General features: G+C 72.5%; 12 protein-coding genes. 3 read left to right on the forward strand and 9 right to left on the reverse strand.

The genetic code is table 11. From position 1 onward, the window contains the following. The first annotated feature begins 162 nt into the window (after positions 1-162). The gene (locus tag WMF43_RS24515) at positions 163-1953 is read left to right on the forward strand and encodes a hypothetical protein (RefSeq protein ID WP_437683598.1); all 1791 of its coding nucleotides are present in this window, start codon (positions 163-165) and stop codon (positions 1951-1953) included. 232 nt (positions 1954-2185) lie between these two features. On the opposite strand, the gene WMF43_RS24520 is transcribed toward WMF43_RS24515, so the two are convergent. The 4 genes from WMF43_RS24520 to WMF43_RS24535 form a co-directional block, all read right to left on the reverse strand. Then, entirely contained in the window at positions 2186-3274 is a 1089-nt protein-coding gene (locus WMF43_RS24520; protein WP_437683600.1) for a lysylphosphatidylglycerol synthase domain-containing protein, read from the reverse strand. Between the two features lie 241 nt (positions 3275-3515). Continuing rightward, positions 3516-5093 (reverse strand): ATP-binding protein, encoded by a 1578-nt coding sequence (locus WMF43_RS24525; RefSeq protein ID WP_437683602.1) that lies wholly within the window; start codon positions 5091-5093, stop codon positions 3516-3518. A gap of 51 nt (positions 5094-5144) precedes the next feature. Continuing rightward, positions 5145-6029 carry a PAS domain-containing protein gene (locus WMF43_RS24530; protein ID WP_437683604.1) on the reverse strand — a complete coding sequence of 295 codons (885 nt, stop codon included), beginning with the start codon at positions 6027-6029 and terminating at the stop codon, positions 5145-5147. Between the two features lie 63 nt (positions 6030-6092). Next, entirely contained in the window at positions 6093-6374 is a 282-nt protein-coding gene (locus WMF43_RS24535; protein ID WP_437683605.1) for a hypothetical protein, read from the reverse strand. A 507-nt stretch (positions 6375-6881) separates the two neighbouring features. Here WMF43_RS24535 and WMF43_RS24540 point away from each other — a divergent pair. Further along, the gene (locus WMF43_RS24540) at positions 6882-8171 is read left to right on the forward strand and encodes a PAS domain S-box protein (protein ID WP_437683607.1); all 1290 of its coding nucleotides are present in this window, start codon (positions 6882-6884) and stop codon (positions 8169-8171) included. Positions 8172-8281: 110 nt separating this feature from the next. On the opposite strand, the gene WMF43_RS24545 is transcribed toward WMF43_RS24540, so the two are convergent. From WMF43_RS24545 to WMF43_RS24560, 4 genes are all read right to left on the reverse strand, one after another. Further along, positions 8282-9235, reverse strand: coding sequence for an Rpn family recombination-promoting nuclease/putative transposase (locus WMF43_RS24545; protein WP_437683608.1), 954 nt, complete (start codon positions 9233-9235; stop codon positions 8282-8284). Positions 9236-9348: 113 nt separating this feature from the next. Continuing rightward, positions 9349-10176, reverse strand: coding sequence for a HugZ family protein (locus WMF43_RS24550; RefSeq protein WP_437683609.1), 828 nt, complete (start codon positions 10174-10176; stop codon positions 9349-9351). Between the two features lie 51 nt (positions 10177-10227). Continuing rightward, positions 10228-12054, reverse strand: a complete 1827-nt coding sequence (locus tag WMF43_RS24555; RefSeq protein WP_437683610.1) for a radical SAM protein — start codon at positions 12052-12054, stop codon at positions 10228-10230. 26 nt (positions 12055-12080) lie between these two features. Beyond that, a complete protein-coding gene (locus WMF43_RS24560) occupies positions 12081-13364 on the reverse strand; it encodes a glycoside hydrolase family 1 protein (RefSeq protein ID WP_437683611.1) in 1284 nt (427 codons plus the stop codon). Positions 13365-13450: 86 nt separating this feature from the next. On the opposite strand from WMF43_RS24560, the gene WMF43_RS24565 reads away from it, so the two are divergent. Further along, positions 13451-14353, forward strand: coding sequence for a tetratricopeptide repeat protein (locus tag WMF43_RS24565; RefSeq protein ID WP_437683613.1), 903 nt, complete (start codon positions 13451-13453; stop codon positions 14351-14353). 99 nt (positions 14354-14452) lie between these two features. Here the strand turns inward: WMF43_RS24565 and WMF43_RS24570 are convergent, their stop codons facing one another. Beyond that, entirely contained in the window at positions 14453-18136 is a 3684-nt protein-coding gene (locus tag WMF43_RS24570) for a PAS domain-containing protein (RefSeq protein ID WP_437683615.1), read from the reverse strand. Positions 18137-18297 lie beyond the last annotated feature (161 nt).

An 18297-nucleotide genomic window follows, 5' to 3' on the forward strand; every position in this document is an offset into this window, starting at 1 on the left:
TCAAGATCACGCTGCGCTCCTCTGCAACAGGGCTCGAGCAACGCGACCCGCGCGAGGCGTCCTGCGTCACATTGGTGAGGTTCTTCACACTAGCGTCGCGCGGGAAACGCCGCGGTCACCATCTACACCGCGCGCGCGGCATACCCTACGTGCTCGACCGGCATGGCATCGCACCCCTCAAGCCGCATCGAGCGGTGGCTCTGTCACCCGTATTTCTACAGAGCCGTCCTGCTCCTCGCCGCCGTCCTGGCGGCGCCCTCGATCGCGGTGGGCTTCTACGCCGACGATTACCACTTCTTCAACTATCTCGCGAAGAAGTACCCGGGGTCGCCTCCGTGGTATGATCTCTATCGCTTCCTCACCGGAGACCCGCGCGCAACGCAGGCGCTCATCGAGATATCGGGGGTGCCGTGGTGGACCGATCCCGAGATCAAGATTCACCTCGTCCGGCCCCTGTCGAGCGCGCTCCTCTCGCTCCAGCACGCCCTCTTCGGCGAGGCTCCGCTCCCTTACCACCTCGTCTCCATCGCGCTGTACGTCGCGCTGGTCGCGGCCGCCGGCAAGCTCTTCCAGCGCGTGCTCCCCGGCAGGACCGGGGCGCTCGCGCTCTTGATCTTCGCGATCAACGAGAGCCACGCGGGGCCGGCCGGCTGGATCTCCTGCCAGCACCTGCTGCTCGGCACGCTCTTCGTGGTGCTCGGGCTGCTCGCCTCGCTCCGTTACAGCGAGGAGGGATGGCGGCCCGGACGCTACCTCGGCCCGCTCGGCCTCCTGGTCGGGTTGCTGAGCGGAGAGGTCGCGCTCGGCGGGGTCGGCTACTGGATCGCGTACAAGCTCGCCGGACCGGCGCCGCAGGGTCGCGCGGGTGGGTGGCGCGCCCGGGTGACTGCCGCGCTCCCGGCGCTGGGCGTTTTCGTTTACTTCACCGCTTACAAGGCCATCGGCGGCGGGGCCGCGATGACGGACGCCTACATCGAGCCCTTCTCCGATCCGCTCGGGTTCGCGGCGGCGGCGGCCCAGCGCCTGCCCGTCCTGCTCGGCAACGCGATCGCGTCCATCCCCAGCGAGTTCTATACCGCGTTCCCGAACGTCGCCTTCATCGCCGCCGGGCTCGCGGCGATCGCCGGGGCCGCGCTCCTCTACCGGGCCTGCCTCCCGTCGATTCCCGACCACGAGCGGGTCGCGCTGCGCTGGCTCGTCCCCGGCGCGGTGCTCGCGCTCCTCGTCACGGTCGGCGGCTTCCCCGGGGCGCGGCTGCTGCTCCTGCCGAACCTCGGGTTCGCGCCGCTGCTCGCGGTCCTCATCCTGCACGGGCTGCGCCGCGCGCCGTCGCCCGGGATCGCGGCCTCCGCACGCCGCGCCGGCGCGGGTGCGCTCGGCTTCGTGCACGTCGCGCTGGCGCCGCTCCTGTTCGTCGGCGGCACCGCCATGCTCGCGGACGTCGCGCGCAAGGTCGAGGACATCGCCCGCACCGCGGAGGTCGGCGCGCCGCCCCGCAAGCGCGTCTTCATCACCAACGCCTCGGATCCCATGGCGGCCACGTACCCGGCGCCGATCCTCTTGGCGAGCGACTCCGACGCGATCTCCTGCTGGGCCGCCCTCTCGATGAACAAGGCGCCCCACCGGCTCACGCGCACCGGCGCGTCGTCGTTCACCCTCGGGCCCGCCGAGGGGACCATGCTGACCGGGATGTTCGAGACCCTGTACCGATCGACCGAGGTGGCGCCGCTCCGGGTGGGCGACACGATCGACCAGTGCGGCGCCGCGATCCGGGTCGCGGGCGCCCTCGGCGGGAAGCCGACGCGGATCGAGGTGGATCTGGGGGCGCCGCTCGAGGATCCGGGGGTCACGCTCCTCACGTGGCGCGATGGGCGCCTCCGGCGGCTCGCGCTGCCGCAGATCGGAGAGACCGTGGAGCTGCCGTGGTGGCAAGGGCCGACCGGGTTCTTTTGAGGGGCGGAATCGCGGCGCGCGGCGTGTGCCGGGCCGGCGACGAGGAGCTGAATGGCGAGGGGGTTGCTGTGCAATCGAGCACGATCACGATCACGAGGACGAGCACGAGAGACGAGAGACGAGAGACGAGAGACGAGAGACGAGAGACGAGAGACGAGAGACGAGAGACGAGAGACGAGAGACGAGAGACGAGAGACGAGAGACGAGAGACGAGAGACGAGAGACGAGAGACTCAGGCCCCCTCGGGCGCCGGCCGCCACACGGCGCGGCCGCAGAAGAAGACGAGCAGGCCGAGGGCGATCCAGACGATCTCCTTGGCCCGCTTGACGAGGACGAAGGCGGCGCCGACCGTCGCCGCGCCGGGCACGCCGAGCGCGCTCAGGAACGCGACGTACCCGGCGTCCTGCACGCCGAGCCCTGCCGGCACCATGAAGGCGGCCGCGCGGAGGAGCGCGAGCACGACCTCGAAGGAGAGGACCTCGGCGAGCGAGACGTCGACGCGGAGCAGGTGGAGCAGGAAGAACGTCTCCAGCCCCTCGGCGAGCCACATCCCGAGCAAGAGGAGCGCCGCCCACGCGAGCGCGCCGCGCCGCTCCCCGAGCGCGGCGCCGTACCGATCGGTGGCGGAGAAGGCCGCCGCCTTCGCCTCGACGTAGGCCCGCGCGCGCCGGCCGGGCAGCCGCTTGAGCAGCGCGAGCACGCGCGCCGCGACCGTGCCCGAGAGCAGGGCGCCCGCGATCGCGAGCGCCCCGGCAAGCAGGCCGAACCCCGAGAGGACCACGAGCCACGGGAGCCCCGGCGCGCCGAGCAGCGGGCGCGAGGCGCGCTCCAGGTGGCCGTAGCCGAGCGCGAGGGCGATCGCCACGTACGCCGCGTTGGCGAGCAGGATGAGCGACCTGCGCGCCGCGAGGCCGGCGACGCCCTGCGGCCCGGGGACCCCGCACCACCTCTGGAGCAGGACGAACGTGACCGACTCCGAGAGGGCGGCCCCGGCCGGGACGCTCATGTTCAGCGCCTCGGTCGACAGCGTGAGCGAGAGGTACCGCCCGAACGGCGCGGGCCGCCCGAGCGCCTCGAAGACGCGCCGGCTCGCCTCGGCCTGGAACACGCGCGCGAAGAGGTTGGGAATCAGGGCGAGCGCCATCATCGGCGCCCCCACCGACGCGATGAGCGCCGCCACCCCGGGCAGGTCCGCGCCGCGGAGCGTGCTAGAGAGCGCCGCCGCGGCCACGGCGACGCCGAGCCACTTCAGCAGGGCGGCGCTCGCGCCCGTGCGCTCCTTCGCGCCGGAAGGCGGCTTGTCGGTGAGGGCGGCGTTCATCGTGCGTGGCCGTTCGGGGCGTCGCCCGGAGGCCGCTCGTATCACCCACGCGCGTCTCGACCTCATGACACCGACGCAACTCGGACGCGACACACGCGCTCTGCGCCGCGATGGAACACCGCGTTTGCGCCGGCGTAACCGGGCAGCCGCGCGGCGGTCGCGCGACGGCCACGGCCGGGTCATCGCGTCATCGAATCACCCCATGTCCGGGGAGGGCTGAACCCGGACATGGGGTTATCGCTCACGCCGAGGCCGGCGGGAAGACGAGCAGGAACGTCGCGCCCCGCGCCTCCGGGCCGGGCTCCACCGAGAGGCGCCCGCCCATCTCCTGCATCGCCGTCGCGCAGAAATGCAGCCCGAAGCCGCGGCCGAAGCCCTTCGTCAGGAACCCGTGCGAGAAGAGCCGCTCGACGTCGTCTCCCGCGATTCCCCCGATGCCCTCCCCCGAGTCGGAGATGCGCACGGCCACCTCGCCCTCGGCGGTCGGCTCGACCTCGACCGTGAGCCGCCGGTCTCCAGGGGGCGCCTTGTTCATCGCCTCCTTGGCGTTGTTGATGAGGTTGATGAACACGTGGGTGAGCTTCGTGCGCTGCGCGCGCACGAGGCCGACGGGCGCGAGCCGCCGCGCCACGACGACGCCGTGGCGCGCGAGCGCCGCGCCCTGGATCTTGAGCGCGTCCTCGAGGACCTCCGCCACGGAGAGGAGCTCGGTCAGCGCGACGCCCTTCGCGTAGTCCTGCTGCGACGCGATGACCTCCTTCATGAGCTGCACCCGGAGGAGCAGCTCCCCGGCCCGCTCCGTGGCGCGCCGGAGCTCCTCCTCGAGGGCGCCGCCGAGCGTGATGTAGTAGCTCGGCAGGAGGCTCAGCTTCGGGTGGCCGGCGAGCGCCGCGTCGACCTCCGCGCGGTGCTCCGCGAGCAGCTCGTTCGCGCGGAAGAGCCGCGGCAGCCTCGACTCCCTCAGGATCTGCGCCACCTCCTCCGCGTCGAAGAGGACGCTCGTGCACAGGTTGCCGAGGTTGTGGAGCACGTGCGCCGCGACCTCGGCCATGCCGGCCCAGTGCGCCTGCGCCTCCTGGATGCGCAGCGCCTCGAGCTGGCGCTGCTCGGTCACGTCGCGCACGAGCAGGCAGCTGCCGATCCCCCCGACGAGCGGCAGGCGGATGGGCCGCATCTTCACCGCGAGGGAGCGCTCCCGGTACCGGAACGCGTCGCGGACGACGCCGCCCCCCTCGCGCCCCGCGGCCTCCTCGGCCGCCTCGCGGACCCGATCGAACTCGGCCGTCCGCACGAGCTCGAAGAAGTCGAGGCCCAGCACGGCGTCGTCGCCGAGCACCCCGAGGGCGGCGCGGAGGTCCAGGATCTCGATGAAGCGGGCGTTGCACTCGACGAGGCGCCGCTGCTCGTCGAGGATCGCGATGCCGTCCTCGCAGCCGCGGAAGACGCTGTTCCACCGCTCCTTGGCGAGGAGCATCTCGTAGACCAGATCGCGCTCGACGAGCGCGTGCTCGACGTAGACGAGGTAGCCCGCGTCGAGCCGCTTCATGCGGAGCCGGGCGTACGTCTCCCTGCCCGCGATGCGGAGGCCGAGCGCGACCTCGATCATCGGGCCGCCGTGGCGGCTCACCCGGCCGAGGAAGCCCTGCGCCCCGTCGACGTCGCTCGGGCTGAACAGGTCGTCGAGCGGCCTCCCGACCACCGCGTCCGGCTCGCACCGGAAGATCTCGCAGAACCGCCGGTCCGCGGCGACGATCTGGTACGCCTCGTCGAGCCTCAGCACCCCGATGGGGAGGTGCTCCAGCGCGGCGCTCTCCTGCATCGGGGGGACCTCCGGCGCCGCCGGCGTCAGCAGGAGAGGCCCGCCGCGCGCTCAGGCGTCATGGTTCACCCGGATCCGGGCGATGAGCTCGCCCGCCGAGCCGACCTGCGGCCCGAGCGGGGTCAGCGTGACGCTCGCCTCGATCGGGCGGCTGTGCGGGCAGACGAGGCGGCTCCGGGCGACCGCGCGCGCGCCCGGGAGCGGGGCCTGCACGTCGACGAGCACCGACGCGACGTCGCGCCCGTAGAGGAGCCGCTCGTCCACGCCGAAGAGGTCGTGGGCGCTCGGGTTCGCGCCGAGGATCTCGCCCTCGCGGTCGAGCAGGAGGCAGGGCTCGGCGATCTCGGCGAGCAGCGCCCTCGACCGCTCCTCGAGCTGCGACACGCTCTCCATCGCGATCACGAGCTCTTCCTCGAGCTGATTCACCGAGGTCTTCACGCCAGAGAGCGAGTCGTACATCCGCGCGAACGTGGTGGCGATCTGGCGGACCTCGATGGCCTCGAACGGCTTGCGGAGGATCAAGAGGTTCGGCGCGCACCCGAGCTCGCTCGCGATCTCGTCCCAGCTGTAGTCCGAGTAAGCGGTGCAGATGACCGTATAGATGTCGGGCGCGACGCTCCAGATGCCCTTGATCGTCTGGATCCCGTCGATCCCCGGCGGCATCCGCATGTCGACGAAGGCGAGGAAGTACTTCCTCGGATTGGCCTGCACGAGGGCGATACCATCCCTGCCGGAGTGGGCCGAGTCGATGGAGAACCTCAGCCCGTGGAGCAGATCGGGCGGCTCCGCGGGCGGCTCGGCGCCGAACAGGCGGGCCTCGAGATCGTTCAGCCCGCGGAGCATGTCAGGATCGTGAATCGGCTTGGGGACGAGCATCCGCTCCATCAGCACATGGATGTCCGGATTGTCGTCCACGACGAGGATGGCTCGATTCATCGGTTCCGCAGGCATGAAGCTCCTCTCAAGTCCACCCCGGCCCGGCAGCGGGCCCCCCGAGGCCTACCGCCGACTCCGCTGCTCGAGGCTGCGCCGGACCGCCGCGACGCGCAGCTCCGTCCGCGCGATGCTGGCCGCCGTGCCGATCACCCCCGGCAGCGCCGCCAGGCTGTCGAGCACCTGGTAGGCGGCCTCGAGCGGCAAGTTGGCGTCTTTCTCCTTCAACCCGAGCTTCTTCCCCTCCCGATCAACCACCTCGGCCGCCACGGTGCTCCCGAGCGTCCGACCGAGGAGCTGCACCAGCTCGGCGCGCTCACATCGAGGGTTGCTGCCAGGAGGTCCCATACCTGCGTTTCCTCAGCGATCGCTACTCCGCAGAGCATTGGACTCCCTGGGACCGGAGGTGTCAACCACTAGCTCGGTCGCCCGCGGACACACCTCACGCATTGACCCAAACTCAATAGACGTAATCCCAATTACATGCCGTCCGGGATCCGGGCCCCTACACAGGGGAACGCTGTCGGGCGCTGGCCGAGGCGCGTCTCCTCGGGGTCGGGCGCGCCCGCCGCGGCGCGAGCTCCGCGAAGGTCCGTGTTCCCCGTCCCCATGGCAAAAAAGGCGTTCCTCTCGACGAGAAATGAGCGATTCTAGGGCCCTTGCGAGCATGCGATTCTCGTCCGCCTTGCAGGGGCAGGCCGCTCAGGAGGGAGCCCGATCCGTGAGCGTGCGCTCGATCCGGCGAGCGCCGAGGCCGCGGTGGAGCTCGGCGGCTGTCCCGCCGGGCGGCGCGCCCCGGGAGCGGCCCTGCTCGGGGTGCGGCGGTGCGCGGCGAGGTGCGGAGGAAGAGCGAAGGTGACGACGGATCAGGACGGCATCGAGCGGCTCCGGGCGGAGAACGCCGCGTTGCGCGAGGAGCTCGGGAAGCTGCGGGAGCTGATGGCGAGGCGGGAGGAGCGGACGCGGCGCATCCTGCAGTCCGCCCGCGAGGGGTTCCACGAGGTGGGGCTGGACGGCAAGATCCTCGACTGCAACCCGTTCTTCGCGAGCATCGTCGGGTACGACCGGAGCGAGCTCCTGACGATGAATATCGGCGAGCTCGACAAGCGGCCGCCCGATGAGCTCGCCGCGGCCATCGCGGACATCAAGGCGAAGGGTGCGGCCCGCTTCGTCGCGCGGCACGTGCGCAAGGACGGCGTCCCGGTCGACGTCGAGGTCAGCACCCACCTCGTCACGCTGGAGGACGAGCAGTTCTTCTCGTCGTTCTCGCACCCGATCACGGAGCAGCTGAGGCGCGAGCGGGCGCTGCGCGAGAGCGAGCAGAAGTTCCGCGCGATCTTCGACGAGACCTCGATGTTCATCAGCCTGCTCACGCCGGAGGGGCACCTGCTCGAGTGCAACCGGACGATGGCCGATTTCACGGGGGCGCTGCCGCGCGGGGGCGAGGGCGAGCCGCTCTGGGAGGCGCCGTTCTGGGGCGACACAGGCGAGTCCGCGGAGCACGTCAGGGCGTGTGTGCAGAGAGCGGGGTCGGGCGCGTCGTCGTCGTGCGAGGTGGAGCTCCACGGGCCGGGAGGCCGGGTGGCGACGCTCGATCTCAAGATGAAGCCGATCCTGGACACGGCGGGCAAGACCGTCCTCGTGATCGCCGAGGGCTACGACGTGACCGAGCTCCGGCGGGCCGAGGCGGAGCGGGCCTCGCTGCAAGAGCGGATGATCGACGCCCAGGAGGCGACCATCCGGGAGCTGTCGACGCCGCTCATCCCGCTCGACGAGGGGATCCTCGTCATGCCGCTCGTCGGCCGGCTGGATCGGGTGCGCATCGGGCAGCTCCTGGAGCGGCTCCTGCAAGGGGTGGTGGCGCAGCGGGCGGCCACGGTGATCCTCGACGTCACCGGCGTGCCGGTGGTGGACGCCGAGATCGCGGACGCGCTGATCAGGGCGGCGCAGGCGGTCAAGCTGCTGGGCGCGGAGGTCATCCTCACCGGGGTGGGCCCCGAGGTGGCGCAGACGATGGTCAGCATCGGCACCGACTTCCGGGAGATCATCACGCTGAGCTCGCTGCAGAGCGGGCTCCACCATGCCCTCGGGCGCTCGCGCCGCGGGGGCAGGTCCGGGTCGGCGCGGCGGCGCGACCGGCGATAGGCGTCAGCAGGTCGACGCCAGGGGAGCCCGGCGCTGCGCGACGGCAGCAGCGGGCACCTTCGGCGCGACGCCGGCGCGCCTGGGAGAGGCATCACCCCGCGCGAAACGCCTCACGAGAAGACGTCGTCCGCGGTCTTGGCTCCGAGGACGTTGTCGACCCACCGATCGAGGGTCGCCGCGTCCGCACACTGCTGGACGCGGGCACGCTCGTCCTCGGTCAGCGGGATCCCTGCGCGCGCGAGGAGCCGCAGCAGCATGTCCCGTTTGCCTTGCAGCTTGCCCTCGGCGAGCCCCTCCCGGTGCCCTTCCCGGTGCCCCTCCCGGTGCCCCTCCTGGCGCGCCACCACGAGCGCTCCCCGCGCGTCCTGCTCGGCCATCTTCGCCCGCTCGTACGCCTCCCACTCCCCGGGCGAGAAGGTCGCCGTCCGGGCGACCTCGAGCGCGTCGCGGAACGGCCCCTCCGACAGCGCGGGCGGCACCACGTTCAGGTTCTTCGCCTCACGGAAGAAGTAAGCCCACTTGTCGATGAGCGTCTCCGGAGCGTCCCCCGCCGCATATTTGGGCAGCTCGAGGAACACGTACTGCACCTGCGACAGCCCTCGCTCGCCGCTGTGCTGCTCCTGCATGCGCCACCGGCTCAGCATCGGCACCCTGGGGCGGCCGCACTCGTCCCGCTCCGGCCACAGGTTGAAGTTGCATATCGTCACGCCAACGACGTCGCACAGCGCCGGATACTCGTCCGCGTTGCGGAGCTGCATGACGTACGCCTTGCTCGCGTTGTACACGACGCGCTTCTCGAACCCCTCGACCTTGAGGACCTGCATCTCCACGACGAACCGGCGCCCGGTCGCGTCCGTACACTTGACGTCCACGATCGAGAGCTTCAGCTCCGGCACGCCCACGTGCTGGTCGCCGCTGAGGTGCTGCACGTCGAGGATGCGGCGCTCGCCGTCGAGCTCGAGCAGGTGGTTGAGCAGCGCGATGAGCAGCGGTTTGCGCCCCTCGGCCCCGAAGATCCGCTTGAAGACGAAATCGGTCTTGGGGTCGGCGAAGACGGCGTACACGGCCAGGTTCTACGCCCCGCGGACGGGGCTGGCAACGGACCCCTTCGAGGGGCGGCGTCCTCCGCCGGCGCCACCGAGACGGGACCCCGCGAGCCCGTCCCGCCGCCAGCCGCTCAGGCGGTGCGCCCGCGCGCCTCGCGCACGAGCGCCACCATCACCTTCCGGACCTCGTCCGACGTGGACACCGCCGCGGGGAACGCGAGCCGCGCCGCCTTCGGGCCGGCCGGCGTGATGACGTCGAGCTCGAACCCGTAACGATCGACCGCGATCATCGTGGCGCCCGTCGCGTCCTTGATCCCGGCGAGGCTCTTCGCATACGCGAGCACGGCGTCGGCGTGATCGGCGTTCATGTGCTCCAGGATGCGCGCGGCGTCGGCCGCGAGCGGATCGGGCTCGGCCGCCGCGTAGTCGCTCGCGTCGACCCACGACATCCGGCCGAAGCCGCCGACGTAGCGGATCGACACGGGGTCGAGCCGGTAGAAGGCGAAGTCGGTGAAGTCGACGTAGTACGACGCGCGCGGGTGCGCCGCGAGGAACCTCGTCCGCGCGGCGGCCGCCTCCGCGCCGTCGAGCGGGCGGCACGGGCCGATCAGCGTCGCCCGCCCGAGCGCGAGCGGGTCGGCGCGGCCCTCCGCTGGCTCGGCCACGAGCAGCGACGCCTCCGGGCGCTCCTTCAGGTTGCCGGTGTGCTCGGCGAGCGCCGACAGGAGCAGCAGCGGGCGCCCGTCTGCGTCCACGGCGACGGTGACGAGCGATCCGTACGGGTACCCCGCCGGGTCGCGCGCGATCGTGCACAACGTGGCGGAGCGGGCCTTTTGCGCCAGCGTGCGGCAACGCTCGGCGTGGCTCGGCGCCGTCGCGCTCGGGGCAGGGAGCTCGGCGTTCGATCCGTCCGATCCAGCGCCCGGCCGGCCGTGGTCTGTGCTCGTCGTCGTCGACATGCGAGGGCGGGTAGCACGCCCCGAGGACCGCCGGAACCGGGACGCGCCGCGCTACGACGGCACGACGCGGAGCCGCCCGCGCTGCGCGGCCGCGTCCCTGCCGGCCTCGGCCGCGCGGGCCGGCGCCGGGCGCGGCGCGGCGGGCGCCCACGTCGCGAAGTCCTCGGGCAGCGGCCCCGGCAGCGCGGGCTGCACCGTGCGCTCCAGGAGCTGGAAGTCGCAGCGCGCGACGAGATCGAGCGGGAGACCCTTGCCCGGCCCGCCCTTCGCGTACCACGCCCGCGCCGCCTGCACGTTGCGGATGAGCACGGCGTGCTGCGGATCGCGCTTCGCCGCCGCCGTGAAGTGATCCTGCATCGCTTGAAAGGCGCCCCGGCGCGCCGCGACGCAGGCGAGCGTGTTGTACGCGAGCCCCGGCACCGGGACCTCGAGCTCCAGCGCGCGCGCGGCGTGGCGCTCCGCCAGGTCGAGCTCCCCCGCGTCGAGGTACGCCACGCCGAGCTCCAGGTGCGCGGCGTGGTGGTCGCCGAGCCGGGCGAGGATCGCCCGGCGCTCGTCCACCCCCTCGCGGTAGAGCTCGCGCAGGCCCTTGTTCTCCTGGAACCACGCGCTCATGAGCGCGGTGTCCTCCTCCGAGGCGTCGAACGGCGTCTTGAGCTCCTGGAAGTCGCCGCGGAAATAGACCTCCCGGTCGAGCCAGCCGGCCGCCTCCGCGTCGTCGAAGTCGCGCGTCCCCGGGTAGATCGACAGGCACGAGAAGATGTACTGGTGCGGCCTCGCGGCCTCCAGGAACGCGAGCGTCTCCCGGAACGTCTCGGCCGTCTCGCCGCGATTGCCCAGCATCATGTAATACCGCACCTGGATTCCGTACTTCTTCGCCAGGTCGGTCGACTCGATGATCTTCTTGACCGTGATCTTCTTGTCGATGTTCTTCAGGATCGACGGCGAGCCCGACTCGACGCCGAGGCTCAGGCGCTGGCAGCCGGCGAGCCGCATCTCGCGGAGCAGGTCGTCGCCGAGCACGTCGACGCGGGTGTCGCAGCTCCACAGGAACGAGATCTTCCGCTCGCGGATGCCGCGGCAGATGTCGATGACCCGCTTGCGGTTCGTCGTGAAGGTGTCGTCCTTGATCTGGAGCATCTTCACGGGGGCCTTCGCCACCGCGGCCTCGAGCGAGTCGAGCACGTAACGCACCGACTGGCCGCGGAAGCCGCGGCCCCACGTCGCCTCGGCGCCGCAGAACGTGCAGGCCCAGGCGCAGCCGCGCGACGTCATCACGATGTGCGTGGCGAAGTGGTCGTGCGGCGACGCGAGCGCGTCGAGCTCCTCGATCGCCGGCCGGGGCGCGCCGAGCTCGACGCGGCCCTCGGCGCGGTAGGCCGTGCCGGCGATGCCGAGCGCGGGACGGCCGGCCTCGAGGCGCTCGAGCAGCTCCATGAACGAGAGCTCGCTCTCGCCGAGCGTCACGGTGTCGATCTCGGGGTGGTGCCGGAGCATCTCGGCCGCGAGCGGGGTCGCGTGCGGCCCGCCGACCACGATGTGCGCGCCGGGGTGGAGCCGCCGGATGCACCGCGCGGTGAGCGCCACGCCGCGCCGGTTGGCGGTCCAGCAGGACATGCCGAACACGTCGGCGTCGAGCGCGCGCACGATCCGCTCGACCTCGGAGAACGGGTACGAGGACAGGTTCAGGACCTTCACCTGGTGGCCCGCGCGGAGGGCCTGCGCCCCGAGCGAGTAGAGCCCGTAGGGCGTCTGGTGGAAGTCCGGATCGAGGTCGCCCTCGTGGTAGTCGGCGGGCGGGCCGTCGCCGTTCGGGTCGGGCGCCTCGCCCGGCGCGGGGATCTTCCAGGGCGGTGGGTACAGCAGCGCGATCCGCATGGGTCCTGCCTTTCGGGTGCCGCCGTTCACGCCGGCGCGGCGCCGCCCTCGAGCGGCACGCCGGCCGTGCCGTCCGCGTCGATGCGGCGCGCGCGTGCAATCCGGGCGTAGAGCTCCGCGCTCGGCCGCGGGCTGCGCTCCTGGGTCGTGTGGTCGACCTCGACCAGCCCGAAGCGCGGGGCGTAGCCCTCGGCCCACTCGAAGCCGTCGAGCAGCGACCAGTGCATGTAGCCGCGCACGTCGATGCCGCGCTCGATCGCCCGCGCGACCTCGGCGAGGTGCCGCACGAGGAACTGCGGGCGCTGGTCGTCGTCGGCGTCGGCGATGCCGTTCTCGGTGATGTAGATCGGCACCCCGGCGCGGGGCCACCACGCGTCCAGCACGTAGCCGAGCCCTTCCGGGTAGATCTCCCAGCCGAGGTCGCTGACCTCGGCCCCGTCCGGGACCAGGCGCCGGACGAACCCCTCGCGCGCGTGGGCCGGCGAGAAGCGGACCAGGTCGCGGCTGTAGTAGTTCACGCCGAAGAAGTCGTGCAGGCGGCTGTCGCAGACGGCGCGGGCGAAGGCGTCGTTGAACAGGCGCTCGAAGAGCGCGGCCCACATGCGGTCGGCGAGGCGCCCGAACCGCTCCGGCTCGATGACGCGCAGGTGGTGGGCGACGCCGACGGCGATGGAGTGGCCGCGGCGGCCCGCGGCCTCGTGCATGGCGCGGTACATGGCGGCGTGGGCGCGGAGGAGGTTCTGGTGGGCGCGCACGGCCTCGACCGGCGAGCTCCGGGCCGGGGGCCAGACGCCGAGCAGGTGCGCCTGGAGGGCGAGCATGTTGGGCTCGTTGAGGGTGACCCACAGGTCGCACAGGTCGCCGAGCGCCTCGACGGCGCGCTCGGCGAAGCGCGCGAGGAGCGCGGGCAGCTGCTGGGAGAGCAGCCCGCCGCGCTGGGCGACCCAGCGCGGCAGGGTGAAGTGGTGGACGGTGACCATCGGGGTGATCCCGGCCTCGCGGTGGGCGCCGAGCACGTCGCGGTAGTGGTCCCAGGTGGCGGGATCGAACTCTCCCGGCTGCCGCTCGACGCGGGCCCACTCGATGGACAGCCGGTGCGCCCCCATGCAGAGCCGGGCCTGGAGCGCGACGTCCTCGCGGAAGCGGTGCAGCTGGTCGCACGCGCTGTCCGGGGTATCGCCGCCGCGGACGCGCCCGGGCTCGCGCGCGAACGCGGCCCAGTCGCTCTGCTCGCAGTGCCCTTCCACCTGCGTGGCGGAGGTGGCGGTGCCGAACAGGAACGCGTCCGGGAAGCGCAGGACCTCACCCATGGCCGCGCATCCTACGCGAACTCGCGCCGCGTGGCTGCTTCGGGGCACACATTGCCCGCCCGTCCGGCCGCGGTAGGCTCCGGCCGGTGTGCGCTTGGCGGAGCGGAGGTGCGGCGAGCGCGGGGCGCGGGCGCATCGGGGGATGGTGCGGCGAGGCGCGGCGCGGCGCGGGATGGCGCGGCGCGGGGCAGCACGGAGCGGGATGGCGCGGCGCGGGATGGCGCGGCGCGGGATGGCGAGCGCGGGCCGCCGCGGCGGTCGCGCTCGCCGCGGCGCTGCTGCACGGGGGCGTGCAGGCCCGGGCGGACGCGCCGGCGAGGGCGGATGCGCCGGCCCGGGCAGACGCGGTCGGCTGGGCGACGGCGCAGGCGGCCGAGCTGACCCGGCAGGCGGGCGCCCGCGCGGCGGCCGGCGAGGCCGACGTGGCGCTCTCGCGGTACCTGGAGGCGATCCGCTTCGACGCGACGTACGGCCCGGCGTACCTCGGCCTGGGCGCGTTGTATGAGCGGGCGGGTGATCCGCGCGAGGCGGAGCGCGCGTACTCGGTGGGGCTGGACCACGTGAACGGCTTCGTCGAGGGCTACCGCGCGCGGGCGGCGCTCCGGACGCGCGAGGGGCGGCGCGGCGAGGCGCTCGCGGATCTGGAGGCGGCGGTGGCGCTGCGCGGCGACGACGCGGTCCTGCTCCGGGAGCTCGCGGCCGCGTACGTGGCGGCGAGCGCGCTGCCGGCGGCCCTCGGGGTCGCGCGGCGGCTCGCGGCGCTCGGCGCGGCCGCGGGCGACGGCGCGCTCGAGGCGGAGGCCACGACGCAGGCGCGGGCGCTGTCGGTGCTGGTCGGCGAGGCGGATCCCGTGCGCGCGGGCGGCGGCGATCGGGGGCACGTCCGGCGCGCGCTCGCGCGCTACGCCGCGGCGCCGGCGCGGGGACGGGCGCGCGGCGCGGGGACGGGGCGCCACGGCGGCGCCACACCGGGGCGCGAGGGGCGGTGAACACGCGCCGGGGACGCCGCGCGAGCAGGCCAGTCGGCGCCGGGACGGACTGGCCAGCAGGCGGCGGGCGAGCGGTGGCCTGAGCCTCGTCGTGCTCTTCTATGCCAAGGGTGGCCCCCCGTTGCCTGCCTGCGGCCGCCCCTTTCTCGCGCCGCGCGCTGCCAGTACCCCGATCACCGCCATGAGCTCCGTCGGCTGGATCGGCTTCGCAAGGTGCGTCTGGAACCCGGCGAGCAGCGCTTTGGTGCGGTCCTCGTTTCCGGCGTACGCGGTGAGCGCCACCGCCGGCACGTCCCCGCCGCGCTCCTGCGGCAGCGCCCGCACCCGGCGGATGAGCTCGTAGCCATCCATCCCGCGCATCCCGATATCGCTCACGAGCACGTCCGGCCTCTCCAGCTCGAGCAGTCGCAGCGCCTCTTCCCCTGATCCTGCGAGCCTGACGCGCGCCTTGCGCTCTTCGACGAAGGTCCTGACCATGTCGCGCGTATCCGGGGCGTCGTCCACGAAGAGCACCGAGATGCCGCTCAGGTCGGAGAGCTCGCAGAGGTTATCGCCGCTCGCCCGGGTATTGAGCTCCCGCCCGTCCGCGGCGTCGTCCGCCGGGGCGTGGGCGACGCCGAGCGGGAGCTCCACGGTGAAGGTCGTGCCCTTTCCCACGCCGGCGCTCGTCGCCCGCACGGTGCCGCCGTGGAGCTCGACCAGGTGCTTCACGATGGCGAGCCCCAGGCCCAGCCCGCCGTGCCGCCGCGTCGTCGAGGCGTCGGCCTGGCGGAAACGCTCGAAGACGTAGGGGAGGAACTCCGGCGCGATGCCTTCCCCGGTGTCCGAGACGGTGATTTCGACGTGATCGCCGGCGCGGGAGACCTCCACCTGCACGCTCCCGCCCTCCGGGGTGAACTTGATGGCATTGCTCAGGAGGTTCCACGCCACCTGTTGTAGCCGGCTCGGGTCGCCGCGCGTCACGCCGACGGCGGGACTCGAGATCTTTACGAGCCGGATCCCTTTCGCCTCCGCCGAGGGCGCGACGGACGAAATGGCCGCGCCGACCACGTCGTGCAGGTCCAGAGGCTGCACGTCCAGACGGATCTTGCCAGACGTGATGCGGCCCATGTCGAGCAGGTCCTCGATGAGCTGCGCCTGCGCGCGGGCGTTGCGGTCGATGACCGCGAGTCCCTTGCAGAGGTCCTCGTCCTCGCGGCTCACCCGCCGGCGCAGGAGGTGCGACCAGCCGAGGATGGCGGTGAGCGGGGTGCGCAGCTCGTGGCTGACCGTCGAGAGGAACTCGTCCTTCATCCGATTCGCCCGCTCGGCCTCGCTGCGCGCGGCCTGCTCGACCTCGAGCAGGCGCGCCCGCTCCTCCTCGGCCTGCTTGCGGTCGGTGATATCGATGACGGAGCCGACATACCCGAGAAACTCGCCGCTCGGGCTGAACCGCGGGGCCGCCGCGTCGATGCACCACCGGTACTGCCCATCACGGCGGCGGAGGCGGTAATCGAGGCGGAACGGCTCCCGCCTCGCGCTGGCGGCGCGGAAGCTGCTCGCCGAGCGCTCGACGTCCTCCGGATGAAGCATGTCGAGCCAACCGAACCCGAGGCCGGCGGCCTGAGCCTGCCCCGTGAAATCGGACCAGACCTTGTTGAGGTAGGTGCAGCAGGTGTCGGGCCGGGTCACCCATATCATCACGGGGGAGTTGTCGGCGATGTTGCGGAATCGCTCCTCGCTCTCGCGTATCGCGTCCGCGGCCGCTCGCTTCTCCGTGATGTCGGTGACCATACCGATCATCGAATGAGGCTGTCCCGCCTCGTCGCGCTTGATGGTGCCGAGGTCCGTGACCCAGCGGATCTGCCCGTCGGGGCGGACGATGCGGAACTCGATCGCATAACCCGCCCGCCCGTTGACGGCCGCTTCCGCCTCCGCCCGGACCCGCGCCCGGTCGTCAGGGTAAATCCTCCGCTCGAACGCCTCGAGTGTCCCCTCGAACGTGCCCGGCTGGATCCCGAAGATGCCGCACACCTCGTCGGACCAGACGACGCGGCCGGTGACGAGATCCCAATCCCACACGCCGGTCTGCCCGGCGCGCAGCGCCAGCCGCAGCCGCGCCTCGTTCTCCCGCAGCGCCGCCTCCGCCCGCTTGCGGTCGGTGACGTCCACGTCGATGCCGCCAACGCCGATCGCTCGCCCGGCCGCGTCGCGGCGGATGCGCGCCAGATCGAGGATCCACCGCTCGCCCCGCCGGGGGTGAAGCACGCGAAACTCCTCCTGCCAGCCCTCGGTCCGCGATTCCAGCGCGCCCCGGATGGTCTCGAGCATGCGCGGGAGATCGTCCGGGTGGACGCAGCGCTGCCATCGCTCGTCGTTTGGCGCCTCGCCCTCGGCGATCCCGTACAGGACGCGGAACTCATCGCTCCAGTAAATCGTGCGCGGCTCGAGCGCGACGTCCCATACACCCGCCCGCGCGCCCTTCAGCGCGAGCCTGAGCTGCGCCTCGCTCTCCCGCAGCGCCTCCTCTGCGCGCTTGCGCTCGGTGATATCCCGGACGACCCCGAGCATCACCAGCTCGTCCCCCGCGCGCTCGAAGGCGCCGGTCGACGCCAGCCAGAGGACGGTGCCGTCGGCGTGCAGGACGCGGTACTCATCCTGGTAATGGGCTTCGGACAGCCTGGATCGAGCTTGCTTTATCGCCTGGTCGGCCGTGCGGACGACGGCCGCGCGGTCCTCGGGATGGATACACGCAACCCAGCGCGCGTAGTCCACGGGGCCGCGCCCCGGACGGCCCCCCACGAAGAGCGCCCAGGCCTCGGGCGTCCAGGCTGCCGCTCCGCTGTCGATGTTGAATTCCAGCAGGCCGATCCGCCCGGCGCGGCAGGCTCGCCGCAGCCGCTCCTCGTTCTTGTGCAACGCCTCGCTGTTGCGTCTCTCGTCGGCGACGACAGCCAGCACCAGCGTGGTCACGGCGGTGGCGCCGATGAACTGCTGGAGCAGCTCGAACTGCAGCGCCGCGGGGGTGCCGAACGGCCCGTGCCCCGCGGTCGTGGCCTGGGTCGCGACGGCGGCGACCGGGAGCATCGCCGCCGTCGCGCCTCGAACGCCCCATGTCAATGCCGCCCAGGTCAGGGCGGCAAAGGCCAGCCATGGGCGGACCATGCGGGAGGTTTCAGGCCCGAAGCTCAGCCAGGCCAGGGCCCAGGCAGCCGCCGTGCTCAGCGCGAGGTGCAGCCACCGCCCCCAGTCCCGGCCGACCGGCTCGCCACGCGCCCAGCTCAGCACGAGGGGCGCCACCACGATCACCCCCGTCACGTCGCCCGCCCACCCGTTGAGCCATGTCACAAGAGCCTGCCTGAAGCCCTGGTCGAACGCGCCGGCCAGCGCGAAGGTCCTTGCAGTGGCGGAGACGGCCGAGCTGCCCAGGGCGGCGGCGCTGACGAGGAGCACGTCGTTCAGGCGCGTGAGCGCCGGCCGCAGGCGAGCGCGGCGCAGCGCCCACGCGCCGCCCAGGGCTGCCAGCGTGTTCCCGGACGCAAGGGCGGCCTTCCCCCACAGCGGGAGGGACGGCGCTTCCAGGAAGAACGCGGCCATCGTCCCGGCGAACACCGCCGGCCACAGCCTCTGGCCCCCGAGCAGGAGCCCGGCGAGCGCGACCCCCGCGGCAGGAAACATCGGGGAGGCGACGCCGCGGACCGTCCCCCACCGGAGACCCAGCACAGCCAGGAGGAAGTAGCTCGCAAACAACGCCGCGGCAGGGCCAAGGGGACGTGGCCAGCCAGCGTTTCCGCCTGTTTTCACGACGCACCTCCTTCCGCCGTCCGCCGCGCGATGCGCGGGGCGTGCCGGCCGGCTGTTGCTCCGTTGGCGGTTTCAGCCTCTCGCGGATCACTTCGCTCGCAGGGCCGCAGACGCTGGAGAAAACCTTCTGGGCGATGCGTCTCCGAGGCCCCAGAGCGAAT

The sequence above is a fragment of the Sorangium sp. So ce131 genome, assembly GCF_051519095.1.
Taxonomy (GTDB): domain Bacteria; phylum Myxococcota_A; class Polyangia; order Polyangiales; family Polyangiaceae; genus Sorangium.